Origin of the sequence: Methylobacillus gramineus (genome assembly GCF_020532675.1) — a bacterium.
Lineage (GTDB): Bacteria > Pseudomonadota > Gammaproteobacteria > Burkholderiales > Methylophilaceae > Methylobacillus > Methylobacillus gramineus.
The window spans coordinates 1,589,516-1,607,028 of record NZ_JAJAVE010000001.1; the positions used below are offsets into that span (position 1 = coordinate 1,589,516).

Sequence of the window (17,513 nt, forward strand, 5' to 3'; positions counted from 1 at the left end):
CTCACTCCAGGGTAAGGCTACAGCAACCAATCTATGGGAAACAAAGACAGGATACTGACACCCAGGCGCTTCATGAAGCTCGTACCAGGGTCGGTGTAATAGATGACCTGCTTGTCGCCCTGATGCTCTATCCAGTAAAGCTCGCCCTCATCATCCAGCCTTACCTCGTATGCGAGCTCAGGCACATTGGATTCAAACGCCAACTCCACTTTCTTCGCCAAGGCCGGACTTTCCACCACAAAGCCGAGCTCGGTATTGAGCCTCGCAGAGCGGGGATCAAAATTGAAAGACCCCACAAACACGCGTGAGCGGTCAATGGTAAACGTTTTGGCATGCAAGCTGGAACCGGAACTGCCAAACGGACCGAGATGATCCTTTGCATTGTTCATGTCGCCCTGCCGCCGCATTTCGTATAACTTGATACCAGATTTCAACAATGCTTTCCGGTGCTTGGCATACCCCGCATGTACAGCAGCCACATCGGTGGATTCCAGGGCGTTGGTCAGAATACGTATATTGATACCTTGCGATGACAAGTGGCTGAATCCAGCTGCACCGGTTTTGGTGGGCACAAAGTAAGGCGAGACCAGATCGACGGACTCATTTGGCTGCCGCAATATCCGGCGCAGATCGAACATCATTAAATCTTTATCTTGCGCCAGGCCCAGGCCTTTTTTAGGATCATCACTGATCATCTCCACCCTGGCCCAGTCAAAATCATGCTTTCCATCGAGAAAATCACGGATAAACTGGCTATTCCCCAAGGCTTTTAAATAACCCTCATTGGTCACTGCCTGTTCAGCATTGTTTGCAGCTTCGGTGAGAAACCTGAGTTCTTCCACTGGCCGCGGCAACACTATCTGGCTGGCTGGGTAAGCGGAATCACTGGCCCAATACTTATCAAAGTCGCTGGAGGTTTCCCTGACCACATTGCCGATCGCCATCAAGTCAAGATCCGCAAACAAGACACCATCGGTCGCACCAAAATACTCATCGCCGATATTGCGCCCGCCAATAATCGTCACCTGGTTATCCACGGTGAACGACTTGTTATGCATACGCCGATTGAGACGGGAAAAGTCAGTCAAATAACCAAGAAATTTAACGGGGCGAAACGGAAAGGGATTAAACAGGCGCACCTCGATCAAAGGATGGCTATCCAGTGCTGCCAACCTGGCATCAAGGCCATCAATGCCATTGTCATCAAGCAACAGGCGCACCCTGACACCTCGATCAGCCGCTTTATGCAAAGCCTCCAGCAGCAAGGTGCCTGTACTGTCGTTGCGCCAGATGTAGTATTGAATATCCAGTGTTTTCTCGGCCGAGTTAGCCATCAGGATACGAGCAGCAAAAGCACTGTGCGCATCAACCAAGGGCATGATGCCGGATTTACCACTATGCGGTTGCTTGATCGGCTCGAGTATCTTGCCCAGTGTGGTCGCTACGGACTCATTCACGGTCAGGGCTGAAGATAAAGTGCGCTCCTTGACTTGGGGCAAACCACAGGCGAATAACTGGGTGCCCAGTATCAGGATGGCCAAATAACGCAAAATACCAACACTCATTGCATTCATGATTGGACTATCCCAATATTTTCATGCACACCAATATGCAGCTTGTCCTGACCATCTAGCCATCGTAACAGCTTGGGCATCCCACACCACTTCACCTTACAAGGTCTGGAGTGGGTCGCCTTCACCAGATTGATCATCCCGATTACGGATAACACATCAGCTTACTGGATCACACCGCAGGCTACCCGCGCCCCACCACCTCCAAGCTTCTCCGGCTGATCCGCATGGTTATCACCGCCGGCATGGATGATCAGGGAATGTCCTGTCAGCTCTTTTAGTGTGAGGCGCGGTGCCAGCACAGGCTGTGCGGCACTGCCATCTGCATTCACATACAAAGGGGGAAGATCGCCTAAATGGCCCCTGCCCCACGGTGTTCCATGCTGAGCAGTGTTGGCAGGGTCAAAGTGCCCGCCAGCCGCACCGGCTGGTTCCTTCTTACCGTCTTTCTCCTTGGCTTCGCAACTGGCATTCTGGTGAAGATGAAAGCCATGCAAACCGGGCGTCAATCCTTTCAGCGAGGCGGTCAATACGACGCCGTACTTACTCTCAGTAATCCGTATATTTCCCGCAGACTCCCCAATGCCCTGCTCATTCACCAAACTCATTGGCACCACAATATCGGCAAGTGCACTGGAAGCAAAAAGCAACGTCAACATGGCCATTAATTTCACAGACTTCTCCTTGAACATACATAGTTGACTGGCAAAATAGAGATTTACTTTTCCAGCCCGATAAAAAGAATTGCATCTCATTAAAAAAGAATGAACAATCCAACAAAAATGTAATCCATACCGCATAGTGCGACGATTCATTGCAATCACCAAAAACAAGAGGGATCACATGACAAACACATCTCAAACAAACTCACGTGATGGATTAAGTCCCACCACCAAATTATGGCTTTTCCTGACGCCGATTGTGGTGGTGCTCACCTACCTGTTTGTCACCACCAACCACGAGGTGATTGATAGTCACGAACAGGCCAATGACCGCGCAGCGATTAAATCGTGCTGGAAAAATCATGCCAATACGCCACTATCTCCGATTGAGCAAAAATATGTCGCTGAAGCCTGTGAGTTCATGGAAAACGAGTTTTTACTCAAATACCGCAGTAAACCTTAAGCGAACAAGAATGTATTTTTCATTGACTGAAGATGCAGGCTTAAGGAGTGATCAGCAAAATCTTCCTACTTTTCAACAGATTCAGAGCTTGCTTCAATCACCACATCCTCAGCGTTGAGATCGGGCCGTTCCATCTCGAATTGTGATTTTCCAATACGGTATGCTTCCTCAATATCAGCGGCGTTGATGGAGGTTCTCCATAATGAATCACCTTTGTTCTCAATCTTCTTTTCATGTACATCAATGGTAAAAATCGCCATGGATAGCTCCTGTTTTATCTCTAGCACAACATAGCCGACTCAATGTCCGAAGAACTATAGGAAACTGGCTGAGAAGTGTGTAGGAGAACACCATATACCCATTGAAAGCATGAAGTGCTGATGCCAATACGTTGCCACTCCTCCCTCATCGCGATTTATCTTCATATTAATAGTTGCACGCTGACATATTATTGATGTAGTTTTGGGTGACCCCACTGGGCAGCAATCGTGCTGCCTGTCTAACCCATATGTGAAAGGCAATCTTCCTGGATGGAGCACTCCCCCCTCATCGCCACTATTGTTGGAGGCTTGGTGCTAGCCTTTGTCTTTGGCATGCTGGCCAACCGCCTACGCATGCCACCCTTGATCGGCTATCTGATCGCAGGCATTGTGGTTGGCCCATTTACACCGGGTTTTGTTGCCGACGCCCACCTGGCACAGGAACTATCCGAAATCGGCGTCATCCTGCTCATGTTTGGCGTAGGCCTGCATTTTTCCCTCAGGGATTTGTTATCGGTCAAATCAATCGCCATTCCCGGCGCCATTGTGCAGATCGCGATTGCCACCCTGTTTGGCATGACACTGGCATTGTCGATTGGCTGGCCGATTGGAGAAGGCCTGATTTTCGGGCTGGCACTTTCTACAGCAAGCACCGTGGTATTGCTGACTGCATTGCAGGAACGGCGCATTCTTGAAACCAAGCGCGGCCAGATCGCGATTGGCTGGCTGATTGTTGAAGATATTGCCATGGTGCTGGCCTTGGTAATGGTGCCCGCCATTAGCGGCATCCTTGGCGGAGAGGGAGATACTGTCACCGGTGCTGAACTGACTCATACCCTGGCCATTACCATAGGCAAAGTCATTGCATTTGTTGCCGTGATGCTGATCGTGGGAAGGCGCGTCATTCCATGGATGCTGGCACGCACTGCCGCCACGGGTTCCCGTGAATTGTTCAGGCTGGCCGTATTGGCCATTGCGCTGGGCTTTGCGCTGGGCTCGACCTATCTGTTTGGCGTTTCGTTTGCGCTGGGGGCGTTCTTCGCGGGTATGATCCTCAGTGAGTCGGAACTGAGCCATCGCGCTGCTGAAGAATCTTTGCCACTGCGTGATGCGTTTGCCGTACTGTTCTTCGTATCCGTCGGCATGCTGTTCGACCCCTCCATCATCATGCGTGAGCCATGGCTGATACTGGCTACCCTGTTCATCATTGTGATCGGGAAGTCGCTGGCGGCCTTTGCCATCGTGCTCGCCTTCCGTCATCCCTTGGGCACGGCCCTGACCATTTCGGCCAGCCTGGCCCAGATTGGTGAGTTTTCCTTCATTCTTGCCGCACTGGGGGTTTCTCTTGGCTTGCTCTCCGATACCGGGCGAGACCTGATTCTCAGCGGCGCCATCCTTTCCATTCTGATCAATCCCCTGCTGTTTTTAGGGCTGGACAAGCTCAAACCATGGCTGTTGAATCGAGAAGAAAAAAGACCGCTCAAGGGTGAAAGTGGCACACGCACCATTTCCTATCCTTACCTGCATGCGCATGCCATCCTGATTGGCTATGGTCGCGTGGGCAAACTGGTCGGCGCCTCATTACAGCAACAGGATCAGCCTTTTATTGTGCTGGAAGATCAGCCGGAAGTGGTTCAGGCATTACGTGAGCAAGGCACACCCGCATTGTGTGGCAATGCGGCCGCACCAGGCATGATGGAAGCCGCCAATATCCGCTCTGCACGCTGGTTGCTGGTTGCCATCCCGGATGCATTGGAGGCAGGCCAGATCATTGAACATGCGCGCAAGATCAACCCACAGATTGAAGTAGTCGCCCGTGCGCATTCTGATGCCCAAATTGAGCATCTGGAAAAGCATGGGGCCTCATACACCATCATGGGAGAGCGGGAAATTGCCAAAGGCATGGCCAATTGGGTGCGTGCAGGTGTCGAATGGTAAGGATGCGCTTAGCTTTTGACGCACCATATATCCTCAAACCTAACTGCCCATATCCAGCTTTTTGTAAGGCGCCCGTTCATCCAGCTCCTGCTGGTATTGCATCATTCCGTGCTCTTCCCGAATGACAAAGCGCCTGACGGCCGCCTCAAAATCCGGATGAACCAATTGATGAAATGAACAGGTGGGCCGGGGAGAAAATCCACGTGCCAGCTTGTGCTCACCCTGCGCACCACCCTCAAAATAGCGTATTCCCTGCGCAATGCAAAACTCCTGCGCCTGGTAATAACACAATTCGAAATGCAGATTGGGGATATACCCTAGTGCGCCCCAATAGCGGCCATACAAACACTCTTTATCATAGAGATTCAATGCTCCGCCGATGGGCTGACCATCAAGCTCCGCCAGCACCAGCATCACATGCTCGGGCAAACGCTGACCGAGCGCATGGAAAAACTCTTTTGTCAGATACGGGGTTGATCGATGCTGCAGATAGGTATTGACGTAACAGGCATAAAAGAAATCCCAGTCTTTGGTGGTAATCTCAGCCCCCACCAATTGTCGACAATGCACACCTGCCTGCGTAACTTTCTTACGCTCCTGGCGGATTTTCTTGCGCTTGTCATGTGCCAGCGCCATCAAGAACGCATCAAAACTCGCAAACTGCTGATTTTCCCAGCGGAACTGCACCCCGGTACGCTTGATCCAGCCTTGTTGCTGCAACGTGGATGCGGACGCATCATCCGGGAATAAGACATGGATGGAGGAAACTTGCAGACTGAACAGGTACTCCACCAATTGCTCTGTCAGCTGTTGCCGTATCGCCGCATCATGCGTCAGAAGCCGGGCGCCTGTGATAGGGGTGAACGGGATGCCCGCCACCAGCTTGGGATAATATTCCAGGCCATGCTGGGCATAAGCATCGGCCCATGACCAATCGAACACATATTCACCATAGGAGTGGCTTTTTAGGTAAAGCGGCACTGCGCCCACCAACTTGCCATGCCTGCTTATCAACAAAGGGCAAGGTTGCCAACCGGTCTCACCCCCGACACATCCTGTTTGCTCAAGGGCACTCAGAAAGGCGTGGCTGAGCAAAGGTGATCCATCTCCGAGAGCATCCCACTCTGCTGGATTTAACTCACTGATACTGGCACCGATTTCAATTTGATCGCTCATGGATGCCATTAGCTTACCGCATGTATTCACCTCATGCATGAGGTGCTGACTACTTCGCAATAAAATCGAGCAGATATAGACACCGAGATAAGACATTGCCCTCCGTCTCAAATAAGAGACAAAGGGCAATGATATGGAAAAATAAACTGCTAGATCAATTGATTAGCATGTCAATCAATCACGACAAGCTTATTTTTTCTTGCCACCAGAGTCAACGCCATGGCCGATCACGCCGCCAATCGCAGCGCCACCGACCGTACCAATGGAGCTACCGCCAGTGAGCACAGCACCCGCAACGCCACCAATGGCAGCGCCGGTCGCGGCGTTTTTCTGCTTGGTGGACAAGCCTGAACAGCCACTCAAGACCACAACTAACAATACGCCAGCAATCGATTTATTCATGTTGATTTCCTTATCAAGACAGGCAATGTGCCACAGTTAATATCAGCTATGCATTTTTCGAGCCAACTGACTTATATCATTAGCATCAATACATTACGAATGTAAGCAGAATATGTAAGAGGTAAATTGTTGCTAATTGCAGACAAAAGAAAAGCACTGTCCCGGCAAGGCAGTGCTTCAGGTTTCACAAGGAAGTTTTATTATTGGAATACTGATTACAGAGAACGCTTGGCAGGAACTACAGCGGCCTCTTTGGACTTGGCTTTTGCCTGTTCGGAAATATCCTGCATTTCCTTTTTTTCAATTGCCATATGCTGACGCTCAGCAATACGGGCTTGTACGGTTTCCAGTTCATTCATGGTAATCATGCCGTCACCATTCAGATCAAATTGCATGAAATGGCGCGCCACCTGGGGCAGAAACTCGGTGGCCTCTTCACGTGAAATCACACCATTGTTATCACGATCCGCTTCCTGGAAGCGTTCCAATATACGCTGGCGCATGACGCGACGCCTATCCTCAATCTGGGCATGAGCAGCATCCACGCTACGAGAATACTCATCAAGATCACGGCGTAAACGCAAACGGTCTTCAAGACTGATTTTCCCATCCAGCGTCTGGTGTATCTGCGGACCAGGAATTTCCTGCAACTCGTTTTCTGCAAGCAATTCAGCAGTTTTATCCCGGGGGCCAGCAGCAATTGCCAAGCCAGCACAGCCCATTAAGGCCAGCGCGATCAGCAATACATGCTTTTGATGAGCAATAAGATCAGTCACTATCAACATACAGCTAAACCGTACACTTCCAGATCATGTGGTTCATACGCCTCAATTCACAGCTTTCAATCCAAGCACGAGCAGGCTAAATACCTGTTGTCATGCATATCACGGAGAAATGCTTCTCTTAAAAAGAATAGATCAAACAGCACAGCAACCGTTTGATTTGAACTTGATTGAGGCGACATCATGCCCCATTGATGTAAACTGAATGTTTCATACTGCCGTCCCATTGTAAAATTTTGTAACAATGAGACTGGCTCTTGAATAATAGGATTTCATGCCAATTAACGCTATGTTGCGCCGCCCTGCAATTTAAGAGCTTAACGATAAATAATACTTTCCATTGACCTCCATTCCGCAGAAAATATTACTATGCAGATACCTTCTAAAAAAATATTAATGGTGGATGATGACTTGCGCATGCGCGAGTTGTTGCAACGCTATCTGGGCGAACAGGGCTTCAGTGTAAAGACCGTCTCTGACGCTACTGAAATGGATCAGGCCCTAGCCCATGAACATGTGGACCTACTAGTGCTGGACTTGATGCTGCCCGGAGAAGATGGCTTGGCCATTTGTCGTCGCCTGCGGGCCAATGGCAGCACCATTCCGGTGATCATGCTCACAGCCCGCGGCGATGAAATTGACCGCATTATCGGGCTGGAAATGGGCGCTGATGATTATCTGCCCAAACCATTCAACCCGCGCGAACTGTTAGCCCGCATCAATACCGTCATGCGCCGTCATGGCCGATTGCCACCCGGAACGCCTGTGGCAGAAGCTGACAACATCAGCTTTGGTGAGTTTGTGTTTGATCCCTCTACCCGTACTCTGACCAAGAATGGTGAATCAGTCACCATCACCAGTGGCGAATTCGCCCTGTTGAAAGTATTTGTAGACCATCCGCGCCAACCACTATCGCGTGACCGCCTGATGCAACTTGCCCGGGGGCGCGAGCTTGATGTGTTTGACCGCAGCATTGATGTGCAGGTGTCGCGTCTACGCAGGCTGATAGAACCTGATCCGGCGCATCCTCGCTATCTGCAGACCATGTGGGGGTTTGGCTATGTGTTTGTCCCTGATGGTGAAGCCCAGAAAAGCTAACTTCCCCGCACCATGAACTTGTTACCTCGCACCCTGCTGGCACGCGTCATGCTGCTGATTGCCCTGCTGCTGGCTGCGGGGCAGTTTGCCGCGCTCAAGTTATTCGATTATTTCGAGAGTGAGCCACGGGCCATGTCTGCTGCATTGCAGGCGATCACCGTGGTGAATTACACCCGCGCATCCTTGCTCGCAGCACATGAAAATCGTCGACTGGCCTTACTTTCCGAGCTATCAGGTCGTGAGGGAGTGCGTATCTATGCGGCCGACATGCTGGAAGAAATCGAGCCGCTACCCAATGATCTGTTGATCCGTCTGATCGCCACCAAAATCCGTGAACGCCTGGGTAAAGATACGCTGGTCGTCATGAATCATTTTGGTATTCCCGGTCTTTGGGTGAGCTTCAGCCTGGGTCAGGATGACTACTGGGTCGTCATTCCACGCATACAGGTAGACCGCCCCTTCCCCTGGCAATGGCTGGGCTGGGGAGCACTGGTCATCATGCTGTCCCTGCTAGGCGCCTACCTGATTGCCTCCAACATCCACCACCCGCTCAGATTACTTGTCAAAGCAGCGGGCCGCCTGAGTAGCGGCGAATATCCACCGCCATTACCTGAAGAAGGCGCTCACGAGTTGCGTGAGGTCAGTCGCACGTTCAATGAAATGACAGAAGCCCTGGTGCGGCTGGATAACGAACGTACGCTGCTTTTAGCCGGGATTTCACATGATTTGCGCACCCCGCTGGCCCGCTTGAGGCTGTCAGTGGAAATGCTGCCTGACGAACATTGTGCGAGCCTAAAGACCGGCATGATTCAGGATATTGGCGACATGGACAGCATCATCCATCAGTTCCTGGATTTTGTCCGGGGTATTGAAGGAGAGCCCACGCAAATGATGGATCTCAATGCACTATTGGGCTCGATTGCTGATCGCCATATCAGGGCGGGCCGCAAACTCAACCTGTCATTGGGCCCGACCCACCTGATTCCACTTCGGCCGCTGGCAATGCAACGCTTGCTAGGCAACCTGGTAGACAATGCGTTTGCCTATGGCGGTGGCGAAGTCACACTCACCACACGCATAACCGCAGGCAATATCATACTCAGCGTACTGGATAATGGCCCTGGCATACCCGCCTCTCAAATGGAGCGCCTGCTGCGACCATTTGAACGCCTGGATACTGCCCGTGGCAACAAGAGTGGCAGTGGACTGGGACTGGCGATTTCTGACCGGATTGCCAAACTGCACAAAGGCCAGCTGACCCTGCTCAACCGTCCACAAGGGGGATTGGAAGCCAGGCTTACTCTACCGATTCAGCCACAGGTGACGGTTCAAACCAAGCAAGCTTTTCGCGTAAACGCACCACCTCCCCGACAATAATCAGGCATGGTGCCTTTAAGCCAGCAGCCTCTACCTTCTCAGCAAGCGTCTCCAGGGTAGCGGCCACCACTCGCTGTCTTGGCGTCGTGCCTTGCTGCACGATCGCAATCGGGCGATTAGCTGGTGCACCATGCAATATCAATTGCCGGCAGATTTCCGGCAAACCCACCAAGCCCATGTAAATCACCACGGTTTGCCCTGGCCTGACCAATGCAGGCCAGTCCAGGTCGACACTGCCATCCTTGAGGTGCCCGGTGGTGAATAAGCAGGATTGTGCGTAATCGCGATGCGTCAATGGGATCCCGGCATAACTGGATACGCCATTGGCTGCGGTAATACCCGGCACCACCTGGAATGGCACACCATGTTCCATCAGGGTTTCTATTTCCTCCCCTCCTCGGCCAAAAATGAAGGGGTCGCCACCCTTCAAGCGCAATACACGCTTGCCTTCCTGAGCGAGTCGAACCAGCAGGTCATTGATTTTTTCTTGCGGCAAGGTGTGCTGGTCCCTGGTCTTTCCGACATAGACAAGATCAGCGTCACGTCGAACCAGCTCCATCACCTCTTTACTCACTAACTTGTCGTACACACACACATCGGCCTGCTGCATTAACCGTAATGCACGGAACGTCAGTAAATCCGGGTCTCCAGGCCCACCCCCCACCAGGTATACCTCACCATGATGGGTATCACCACTCCCTTTCAAGACCTGCTGCAATGCTTGACGGGCCGCTGACTCCTGGCCTGATAACACTTGCTCACCTATCGGCCCCTGGAATACATCCTCCCAGAAAATGCGTCTTTGCTGGCTATTGCTGAAACGTTGTTTCACCTGGTCACGAAAATCAGCGGCAAGGGCTGCCAGCTTGCCATACGTCGCGGGAATCATGGTTTCAATCCGCGTGCGCAGCATGCGTGCCAAGACCGGTGCCGCACCGCCACTGGAAACTGCGACCAGAATGGGGGATCTATCCACAATCGAAGGCACAATAAAGGTACATAATTCGGGCGCATCAACCACATTCACCGGAATATTACGCGACATGGCGGCGGCAGACACCTGACGGTTGACATCTTCATCATCCGTCGCGGCAATGACGATACAAGCACCATCCAACTGCTCAGGCTGAAACATGGCATTGATATGCCTAATCTCCCCGGCATCAACCCACTCAATGAGCGTGGCATAAAGCTCAGGAGCAATCACGGTGACCGCGGCTCCTGCCTTGAGTAAGAGACTGACTTTACGGCTGGCGACATCACCGCCACCGATCACCACGCAGCGGCGATGGCGAATTTTCATGAATATAGGCAGGGTTTCCATGCGGGATATTTTACTCTGCGATTGGCATTCCGCGGCAGCTAAGCTAAAATAGGCACTTAGCCCACTGTTTTTTTAAGATATTTTGCATCCTGCAACCTTCATTCCCCATCTCGCGCTCACATTGAGCACACGCCAAGTTACCCCATGAATACGCCGAAAAAAGTCTTTATCAAGACCTTTGGGTGCCAGATGAACGAATATGACTCATCTCGCATGATGGATATGCTGCATGCCACGGAAGGCATGCTCACTACGGAAAACCCGGAAGAGGCAGATGTCATTTTGCTGAACACCTGTTCCGTGCGCGAAAAAGCCCAGGAAAAAGTATTTAGCCATTTAGGCCGTTTTGGCCCCTTGAAGGAAAAAAACCCCAACCTAGTGATTGGTGTCGGTGGTTGCGTAGCCAGCCAGGAGGGAGCAAACATCGTAGCGCGCGCGCCCTACGTCGATGTGGTGTTCGGACCGCAAACCCTGCACCGGCTTCCGGAGATGATACAGTCTCGCCGTGTGACGGGGCTGTCACAGGTGGATATCAGTTTTCCCGAAGTAGAGAAGTTTGACCATTTACCACCACCACGAGTCGAAGGCGGGGCCGCTTTTCTTTCGATTATGGAAGGCTGCAGCAAATACTGTACTTTCTGCGTTGTGCCTTACACCCGCGGCGACGAAGTATCGCGCCCATTTGACGACATCCTGACCGAAGCCATCCAGTTGGCAGAACAAGGGGTAAAGGAAATCACCCTGCTGGGGCAAAACGTCAATGGCTATCGCAGTGAAACAGCAGAAGGCGATACGGCAGATCTGGCGCTACTGATTGAATATCTGGCAGAAATCCCAGAAATTGAACGCATCCGCTATACCACGTCACATCCTAACGAAATGTCAGCTGAGCTGATTGATTGCTACGCCCGTATTCCAAAGCTAGTCTCGCACTTGCATCTGCCAGTACAAGCAGGCTCTGACCGTATTCTGATGGCGATGAAGCGCAATTACACGGCATTGCAATATAAATCCGTGATTCGCAAACTACGTGCAGCCCGACCGGATATATGCATCACGTCTGACTTCATCATTGGCTTTCCTGGCGAAACCGAGAAAGAGTTTGAAGCCACCATGAAGCTGATGCAGGATGTAGGCTTTGATTTCAGCTTCAGCTTCACTTACAGCCCACGTCCCGGCACACCAGCCTCCTACCTTGCAGATGATTGCAGCCAGGAAGAAAAGCAAGCACGGCTCACCCGCCTGCAGGCATTGAATGAAGCCCAGGGCAAGGCCATCAGTGAAGCGATGGTAGGTAGCGTGCAACGTGTGCTGATCGAAGGTCTCTCAGCAAAGAGTGCCAGCGAGCTGGCAGGCCGTACTGATAATAACCGCATCGTCAACTTCCCTGGTGATGCCAAGCTGATCAACCAGTTTGTCAATGTCAGGATTACCGAGGCAGCCCCTCATACATTACGTGGCGAATTAATATAGGACATATTGAGTGGAACTCACGTTACAACCTGAAGATAATCTGCGTCTCGCCAATTTATGCGGTGCCCTGGATGAAAATCTCAAGCAAATCGAGGATGCGCTTGATGTCACCATTTCCAGGCGTGGTGCTCATTTTCGCGTCGCAGGCGACCAGGCCAATACCCGCCTGGCAGCACAACTGCTGGAAAACTTTTATGAGCGGGCCAAAAACCCGATTAACCTGGAAGAAGTGCAACTTGGCCTGGTAGAGCTCGAGCGCCTGGCACCTGAGCAGGTCAGCACTGCCATGCCTACGCTTATGACACGCCGTCAGGATCTGCATGGCCGCACTCCGCGCCAGGTAAGCTATTTACAGCAGATTCAGGACTTCGACATTACCTTTGGGATAGGCCCGGCTGGCACTGGCAAAACCTATCTGGCTGTTGCCAGTGCCATTGATGCCATGACACGTGATCGCGTCAAACGTATTGTGTTGGTACGTCCTGCGGTAGAAGCGGGCGAGCGCCTGGGATTTTTACCGGGAGATCTGGCACAAAAAGTGGATCCCTATCTACGCCCCTTGTATGACGCCCTTTATGACCTGGCAGGCTATGACACGGTCAACAAGATGTTTGAGCGTGGTGCCATTGAGGTCGCCCCGCTTGCCTACATGCGTGGTCGCACGCTTAACCAGAGCTTTATCATCCTGGATGAAGCACAGAACACCACGCCAGAGCAGATGAAGATGTTCCTGACGCGTATTGGCTTTGGCACCAAGGCCGTCATTACGGGCGATGTGACGCAGATTGACTTGGGGCGTGGCCAGAAGAGCGGCCTGGTAGAAGCGCAAAAAGTGCTCAAGGATGTGCGCGGCATTGCATTCACCCAGTTCCTTTCCGATGATGTGGTACGCCACCCATTGGTGCAGAAAATCATCAACGCCTACGAACGCTACGATAGTGAGCGTCATGCACAATCTGTCACACAGCCTGGCGATAATCAGGGCAAGCCCAACAATGCCTAAACTTGCGCTTAGCGTGCAATATGCCAGTGAAGCAGCAGAAGTGCCCAGCGAGAAGCAGTTCCGCAAGTGGGCACGTCATACGCTACGGGTAGATACCGAAGCCACGCTGCGCATTGTGGACGAAGAAGAAGGACGCACACTCAACCGCGATTATCGTGGCAAGGATTATGCTACAAATGTATTGACGTTTCCGCTGGTCGAGGAGCCCTGGCTTATCGGCGACATCATTCTCTGTGCCCCTGTTGTGGCAAGAGAGGCAAGCGAACAGGGCAAAACAGTGGAGGCGCATTATGCGCATATGACCGTGCATGGCATACTGCATCTGCACGGTTATGATCATGAAGAAGAGGCGCAAGCCGAGCTGATGGAGTCGCTGGAATCCAGCATACTCAGCAAGCTTGGTTATGCGGATCCCTATTTATCAGAAAAAACGGACATTTAATCAACCATCATGGCTGAACCTGACAAACGAAGTCCCAACATCAAACCCCATTGGCTAGAACGCCTGACCAACTTTCTGCTACGCGAGCCCGAAGACCGTGAGCAGCTCATAGAGCAACTCCACACTGCATATGAAAACAGCCTGCTAGATGCAGATGCGCTGGCCATGATAGAAGGCGTGCTGCAGGTGTCAGAAATGCAAGTGCGTGACATCATGATCCCACGCTCTCAAATGGACGTGATCGACATCACGGATCCCCCTGAAAAATTTATCCCTTTTGTCATTGAAGCCGCTCACTCGCGCTTTCCTGTCATTGATGACAACAAGGACGACGTGATCGGCATCTTGCTGGCAAAGGATTTATTGCGTTACTACACTGGCAAGGATTTTGATGCCCGCGACATGCTACGCCCTGCCGTGTTCATTCCAGAATCCAAGCGCCTGAATGTGCTACTCAAGGAATTTCGCAGCAACCGCAACCATATCGCCATTGTGGTGGATGAATATGGTGGTGTGGCAGGCATGGTCACCATTGAGGATGTGCTGGAGCAAATTGTAGGCGATATCGAAGATGAGTTTGATGAGGATGAAAACGAAGACAATATCATCCAGGATGCACAAGGTCGCTACCGGGTGAAAGCACTCACGGAGATCGTAGATTTCAACGACATCCTCGGTACTCAATTTAGCGATGAAGAGTTCTCCACCATAGGCGGACTGGTAGTCAGCAAATTCCAGCATATGCCCAAGCGTGGAGAAGAAGTCAGCTTCGACAACATCAATGTCACAGTGCTACGCGCCGATAGTCGCCGTGTGCACTCCTTGCTGGTAGAACTGGCAGCAGCCACCGAGGAAGACAGCGACACCCTCACGGCCTAATTCCTTGTTACATCAGGAACTTTAGGGAATAATTCCTGCTCCAACCAGCTCAACATGCCTGATGGGAGTTCGTGATGAAAGTCGTGTGGCTTACCCTGTTCCTGGCTTTACCTGCGCTTGTATTGAACCCCGGCACTTTACTCGCTGAAGAATCGCCTTCAGCACAAACGCCGCCAACACCATCGGCCGATAGTATCCCCATCGATGAAACCACCTTTATTGAACACATTTACCAGTTTGATAAAGATGCTATCGTTGCCCAATTTGGAGAACCTGCACGCAAGAATGACTATCATCGTCCAGGCACTGATGAACTCATGGCTTCCGTCTGGCAATATCATTACATCAACACAGGCCTGGATGGGGCTTACTACCAGACTACCGAGTTAGATTTTGTCGGTGACCGCGTTGTGCTGGTGGTGTTCATGAACCACGATGGAAATGACGATGCAACCATGCACCAACAAGTCGTACCAGGTCTTTAATCCTGCACATTGCTGATAGACAATAAAAAAGCGATGCCATGCATCGCTTTTTTATTGTCTGGCCTTGTCGTCGATCTCACCATTCGGTAGTCGGCGACTATGGACGCCTATTACTTTTTCAGTGAATCCCGAATATCACGCAAGATCAAAATTTCTTCCGGTGTCGCCGCTGGCACAGCAGGCTCTTCAGTCTTGAGCTTGTTGATGGCACGAATCAGCAAGAACACCGCAAATGCCACAATGGTGAAACTCACCACTGCATTGATAAACAAGCCATAGTTAAGCGTCACAGCACCGGCGGCATGGGCAGCAGCAACCGAGGCATAAGGTGGCGCAAGCTCAGCACCATCCTTGAGCACAACAAACAGATTGCTGAAATCGACATTGCCCAGCAACAATCCAATCGGCGGCATGATGACATCATCAACCAATGATTTGACGATAGCACCGAAGGCGGCCCCGATAATGATACCGACGGCCATATCGACCACGTTTCCACGTACGGCAAATGCCTTGAACTCTTTAAACATAATTTCTCCTTCGTCAAAAACAGTTAGTGCCAGTTGATAGATGCGGAAGCCGAATGCCTCATGCATGACTAAGCCGCTATAATGCAATAAACAACAAACCCACGTCTACACTCAGCTTTAAGGATAGTCTTGAAATTCCACTGCCCCCGCCTTCCGCACCTCATCGCACTATTGTTGGGTGCATTGTCAGTGTTAGGCTTTGCGCCATTTTATTTTTATCCTGTCACCATCATCAGCATGGCGGGGCTATTCTATCTCTGGTATCAATCGCCTTCCGCCAAACATGCATGGTGGCTGGGTTTCTCATTTGGCTTGGGGTTATTTGGGGCCGGCATTTACTGGATCTATATCAGTCTGCATGATTTTGGCGGCATGCCTGCCACGATGGCCGTTGTGGCAACTTTCTGCCTCAGCGCATTCATGGCCCTGTTCCCAGCAGCCACTGGCTGGCTGTCGCGTAAACTGGGTGCACAATATCTCACCATCCCCTTGTTCTGGGTACTCATGGAATGGGTACGCAGCTGGATATTCACTGGCTTCCCCTGGCTATTGGCGGGTTACTCACAAATTCCCGGTAGTCCGCTGACCGGTTTTGCCCCGGTCCTGGGCATACATGGCGTATCCCTGGCTGTCGCTATTAGTGCCAGCCTGCTTGCCTGGGCACTGCTTCACCGGCGCAATCTGCCATTCCTAGGTAAATCCGCCTTGCTGTTATGCACCTTATGGCTGGCAGGTGGATTACTCAAGCTCAACACCTGGAGCACGCCCACAGGTGAGCCAGTATCAGTGGCATTGGTACAAGGCAATATCACACAGGATCTGAAATGGGAAAACGACACCCTGCGCCAGACCCTGCAACAATATCTGGATATGTCGCTACAAAGCCATGCCAAACTTATCATCTTGCCAGAAACGGCTTTTCCCCTGGTTTCAAGCCAGATTCCACCTGACTACCTCCAGCAACTGGCCGACCACGCAAAGCACAATGGGGGTGACATCCTCATCGGCACGGTGGAAAAACAGGACGGCGCCTATTACAACAGCATGCTCAGTATGGGGCAGTCTGCGGAGCAAGCTTACCGGAAAACCCATTTGGTGCCGTTTGGTGAATTTATCCCGCTCAAGCAGGCCTTTGGCTGGATTTATGAGAATTGGCTCAATATCCCGCTCACAGACCTGGCGCGTGGCGGCTTTCAGCAGAGACCTATGCATATTGCCGGACAGCAAGTGGCGATCAATATCTGTTATGAAGATGTCTTTGGCGAGGAAATCATCCATCAATTGCCGCAAGCGACTTTACTGGTGAATACAAGCAACGATGCATGGTATGGCGAGTCTCTGGCAGCTTATCAGCACCTGCAGATTGCCCAAGCTCGCGCCCTAGAAACCGCCCGCATGATGTTGCGCTCCACCAATACCGGCGCCACCGCCATCATCGACACCAACGGCCAGGTATTAGCACATGCCAAGCACTTCACAACCACCACACTGGAAGGCACAGCCCAGGGTTATGTGGGCATGACGCCTTATGTGCGTTGGGGCAACTGGCCGATGCTTGCTTTCCTCTTTACTGCACTTGGCCTTTTGTGGGTGCGTAAAAAGAAGTAAAATCAAGCCCTTTTGACGCCTCCTGATACAGGGACATGCG

The 17,513-nt window shown here is 51.6% G+C and carries 18 protein-coding genes; 10 read left to right on the forward strand and 8 right to left on the reverse strand.

The features are described 5' to 3' along the window. Positions 1-17 precede the first annotated feature (17 nt). Both LG201_RS07410 and sodC read right to left on the reverse strand, forming a co-directional pair. A complete protein-coding gene (locus LG201_RS07410; protein WP_226771518.1) occupies positions 18-1,574 on the reverse strand; it encodes a phospholipase D family protein in 1,557 nt (518 codons plus the stop codon). Between the two features lie 161 nt (positions 1,575-1,735). Continuing rightward, on the reverse strand, positions 1,736-2,236 hold the full coding sequence (gene sodC, locus LG201_RS07415; protein WP_264193325.1) for a superoxide dismutase [Cu-Zn] SodC: 501 nt from the start codon (positions 2,234-2,236) through the stop codon (positions 1,736-1,738). 178 nt (positions 2,237-2,414) lie between these two features. Here sodC and LG201_RS07420 point away from each other — a divergent pair, with 178 nt between their 5' ends. Continuing rightward, positions 2,415-2,696, forward strand: coding sequence for a hypothetical protein (locus tag LG201_RS07420; RefSeq protein ID WP_226771520.1), 282 nt, complete (start codon positions 2,415-2,417; stop codon positions 2,694-2,696). A gap of 65 nt (positions 2,697-2,761) precedes the next feature. Here the strand turns inward: LG201_RS07420 and LG201_RS07425 are convergent, their stop codons facing one another. Beyond that, on the reverse strand, positions 2,762-2,956 hold the full coding sequence (locus tag LG201_RS07425) for a hypothetical protein (RefSeq protein ID WP_226771521.1): 195 nt from the start codon (positions 2,954-2,956) through the stop codon (positions 2,762-2,764). A gap of 270 nt (positions 2,957-3,226) precedes the next feature. On the opposite strand from LG201_RS07425, the gene ybaL reads away from it, so the two are divergent. After that, positions 3,227-4,894, forward strand: a complete 1,668-nt coding sequence (gene ybaL / locus LG201_RS07430; RefSeq protein WP_226771522.1) for a YbaL family putative K(+) efflux transporter — start codon at positions 3,227-3,229, stop codon at positions 4,892-4,894. Positions 4,895-4,933: 39 nt separating this feature from the next. On the opposite strand, the gene LG201_RS07435 is transcribed toward ybaL, so the two are convergent. The 3 genes from LG201_RS07435 to LG201_RS07445 all read right to left on the reverse strand — a co-directional run bounded on the left by LG201_RS07435 (position 4,934) and on the right by LG201_RS07445 (position 7,257). Then, positions 4,934-6,070, reverse strand: a complete 1,137-nt coding sequence (locus LG201_RS07435; RefSeq protein ID WP_226771523.1) for a GNAT family N-acetyltransferase — start codon at positions 6,068-6,070, stop codon at positions 4,934-4,936. Positions 6,071-6,259: 189 nt separating this feature from the next. Continuing rightward, positions 6,260-6,472 carry a glycine zipper 2TM domain-containing protein gene (locus LG201_RS07440; protein WP_226771524.1) on the reverse strand — a complete coding sequence of 71 codons (213 nt, stop codon included), beginning with the start codon at positions 6,470-6,472 and terminating at the stop codon, positions 6,260-6,262. A 215-nt stretch (positions 6,473-6,687) separates the two neighbouring features. After that, complete coding sequence (locus tag LG201_RS07445; RefSeq protein WP_226771525.1) at positions 6,688-7,257, reverse strand: EF-hand domain-containing protein; 570 nt, start codon at positions 7,255-7,257, stop codon at positions 6,688-6,690. Between the two features lie 366 nt (positions 7,258-7,623). Between LG201_RS07445 and ompR the strand changes: the two genes are divergently transcribed. Continuing rightward, on the forward strand, positions 7,624-8,352 hold the full coding sequence (gene ompR / locus LG201_RS07450) for an osmolarity response regulator transcription factor OmpR (protein WP_226771526.1): 729 nt from the start codon (positions 7,624-7,626) through the stop codon (positions 8,350-8,352). 12 nt (positions 8,353-8,364) lie between these two features. Next, positions 8,365-9,729 carry a sensor histidine kinase gene (locus tag LG201_RS07455; protein WP_226771527.1) on the forward strand — a complete coding sequence of 455 codons (1,365 nt, stop codon included), beginning with the start codon at positions 8,365-8,367 and terminating at the stop codon, positions 9,727-9,729. Here the strand turns inward: LG201_RS07455 and cysG are convergent. Continuing rightward, entirely contained in the window at positions 9,650-11,053 is a 1,404-nt protein-coding gene (gene cysG, locus LG201_RS07460) for a siroheme synthase CysG (RefSeq protein WP_226771528.1), read from the reverse strand. The two genes, LG201_RS07455 and cysG, sit on opposite strands and share 80 nt — an antisense overlap. 144 nt (positions 11,054-11,197) lie before the next feature. Here cysG and miaB point away from each other — a divergent pair, with 144 nt between their 5' ends. The 5 genes from miaB to LG201_RS07485 all read left to right on the forward strand — a co-directional run bounded on the left by miaB (position 11,198) and on the right by LG201_RS07485 (position 15,335). Further along, positions 11,198-12,526 carry a tRNA (N6-isopentenyl adenosine(37)-C2)-methylthiotransferase MiaB gene (gene miaB, locus LG201_RS07465; RefSeq protein ID WP_226771529.1) on the forward strand — a complete coding sequence of 443 codons (1,329 nt, stop codon included), beginning with the start codon at positions 11,198-11,200 and terminating at the stop codon, positions 12,524-12,526. 10 nt (positions 12,527-12,536) lie between these two features. Beyond that, positions 12,537-13,529 (forward strand): PhoH family protein, encoded by a 993-nt coding sequence (locus LG201_RS07470; RefSeq protein ID WP_226771530.1) that lies wholly within the window; start codon positions 12,537-12,539, stop codon positions 13,527-13,529. After that, complete coding sequence (gene ybeY / locus LG201_RS07475) at positions 13,522-13,971, forward strand: rRNA maturation RNase YbeY (RefSeq protein WP_226771531.1); 450 nt, start codon at positions 13,522-13,524, stop codon at positions 13,969-13,971. The genes LG201_RS07470 and ybeY overlap by 8 nt, the downstream gene beginning before the upstream one ends. Positions 13,972-13,980: 9 nt before the next feature. Next, positions 13,981-14,850: an HlyC/CorC family transporter gene (locus tag LG201_RS07480; RefSeq protein WP_226771532.1), complete on the forward strand. Its 870-nt coding sequence runs from the start codon at positions 13,981-13,983 to the stop codon at positions 14,848-14,850. A 74-nt stretch (positions 14,851-14,924) separates the two neighbouring features. Beyond that, positions 14,925-15,335, forward strand: a complete 411-nt coding sequence (locus tag LG201_RS07485) for a hypothetical protein (protein WP_226771533.1) — start codon at positions 14,925-14,927, stop codon at positions 15,333-15,335. A gap of 110 nt (positions 15,336-15,445) precedes the next feature. On the opposite strand, the gene mscL is transcribed toward LG201_RS07485, so the two are convergent. Beyond that, a complete protein-coding gene (gene mscL / locus LG201_RS07490; RefSeq protein ID WP_226771534.1) occupies positions 15,446-15,865 on the reverse strand; it encodes a large conductance mechanosensitive channel protein MscL in 420 nt (139 codons plus the stop codon). Between the two features lie 129 nt (positions 15,866-15,994). On the opposite strand from mscL, the gene lnt reads away from it, so the two are divergent. Continuing rightward, on the forward strand, positions 15,995-17,473 hold the full coding sequence (lnt, locus tag LG201_RS07495; protein ID WP_226771535.1) for an apolipoprotein N-acyltransferase: 1,479 nt from the start codon (positions 15,995-15,997) through the stop codon (positions 17,471-17,473). Positions 17,474-17,513 lie beyond the last annotated feature (40 nt).

What these genes read in the sequence shown, in the direction of transcription:
- LG201_RS07455 (WP_226771527.1), top strand. Translation starts at nt 8,365, where the DNA reads ATGAACTTGTTACCTCGCACCCTGCTGGCACGCGTCATGCTGCTGATT.
- miaB (WP_226771529.1), top strand. Translation starts at nt 11,198, where the DNA reads ATGAATACGCCGAAAAAAGTCTTTATCAAGACCTTTGGGTGCCAGATG.
- ompR (WP_226771526.1), top strand. Translation starts at nt 7,624, where the DNA reads ATGCAGATACCTTCTAAAAAAATATTAATGGTGGATGATGACTTGCGC.
- LG201_RS07410 (WP_226771518.1), bottom strand. Translation starts at nt 1,574, where the DNA reads ATGAATGCAATGAGTGTTGGTATTTTGCGTTATTTGGCCATCCTGATA.
- ybaL (WP_226771522.1), top strand. Translation starts at nt 3,227, where the DNA reads ATGGAGCACTCCCCCCTCATCGCCACTATTGTTGGAGGCTTGGTGCTA.
- LG201_RS07425 (WP_226771521.1), bottom strand. Translation starts at nt 2,956, where the DNA reads ATGGCGATTTTTACCATTGATGTACATGAAAAGAAGATTGAGAACAAA.
- LG201_RS07480 (WP_226771532.1), top strand. Translation starts at nt 13,981, where the DNA reads ATGGCTGAACCTGACAAACGAAGTCCCAACATCAAACCCCATTGGCTA.
- LG201_RS07420 (WP_226771520.1), top strand. Translation starts at nt 2,415, where the DNA reads ATGACAAACACATCTCAAACAAACTCACGTGATGGATTAAGTCCCACC.
- ybeY (WP_226771531.1), top strand. Translation starts at nt 13,522, where the DNA reads ATGCCTAAACTTGCGCTTAGCGTGCAATATGCCAGTGAAGCAGCAGAA.
- LG201_RS07440 (WP_226771524.1), bottom strand. Translation starts at nt 6,472, where the DNA reads ATGAATAAATCGATTGCTGGCGTATTGTTAGTTGTGGTCTTGAGTGGC.
- LG201_RS07445 (WP_226771525.1), bottom strand. Translation starts at nt 7,257, where the DNA reads ATGTTGATAGTGACTGATCTTATTGCTCATCAAAAGCATGTATTGCTG.
- sodC (WP_264193325.1), bottom strand. Translation starts at nt 2,236, where the DNA reads ATGGCCATGTTGACGTTGCTTTTTGCTTCCAGTGCACTTGCCGATATT.
- cysG (WP_226771528.1), bottom strand. Translation starts at nt 11,053, where the DNA reads ATGGAAACCCTGCCTATATTCATGAAAATTCGCCATCGCCGCTGCGTG.
- LG201_RS07485 (WP_226771533.1), top strand. Translation starts at nt 14,925, where the DNA reads ATGAAAGTCGTGTGGCTTACCCTGTTCCTGGCTTTACCTGCGCTTGTA.
- LG201_RS07435 (WP_226771523.1), bottom strand. Translation starts at nt 6,070, where the DNA reads ATGAGCGATCAAATTGAAATCGGTGCCAGTATCAGTGAGTTAAATCCA.
- mscL (WP_226771534.1), bottom strand. Translation starts at nt 15,865, where the DNA reads ATGTTTAAAGAGTTCAAGGCATTTGCCGTACGTGGAAACGTGGTCGAT.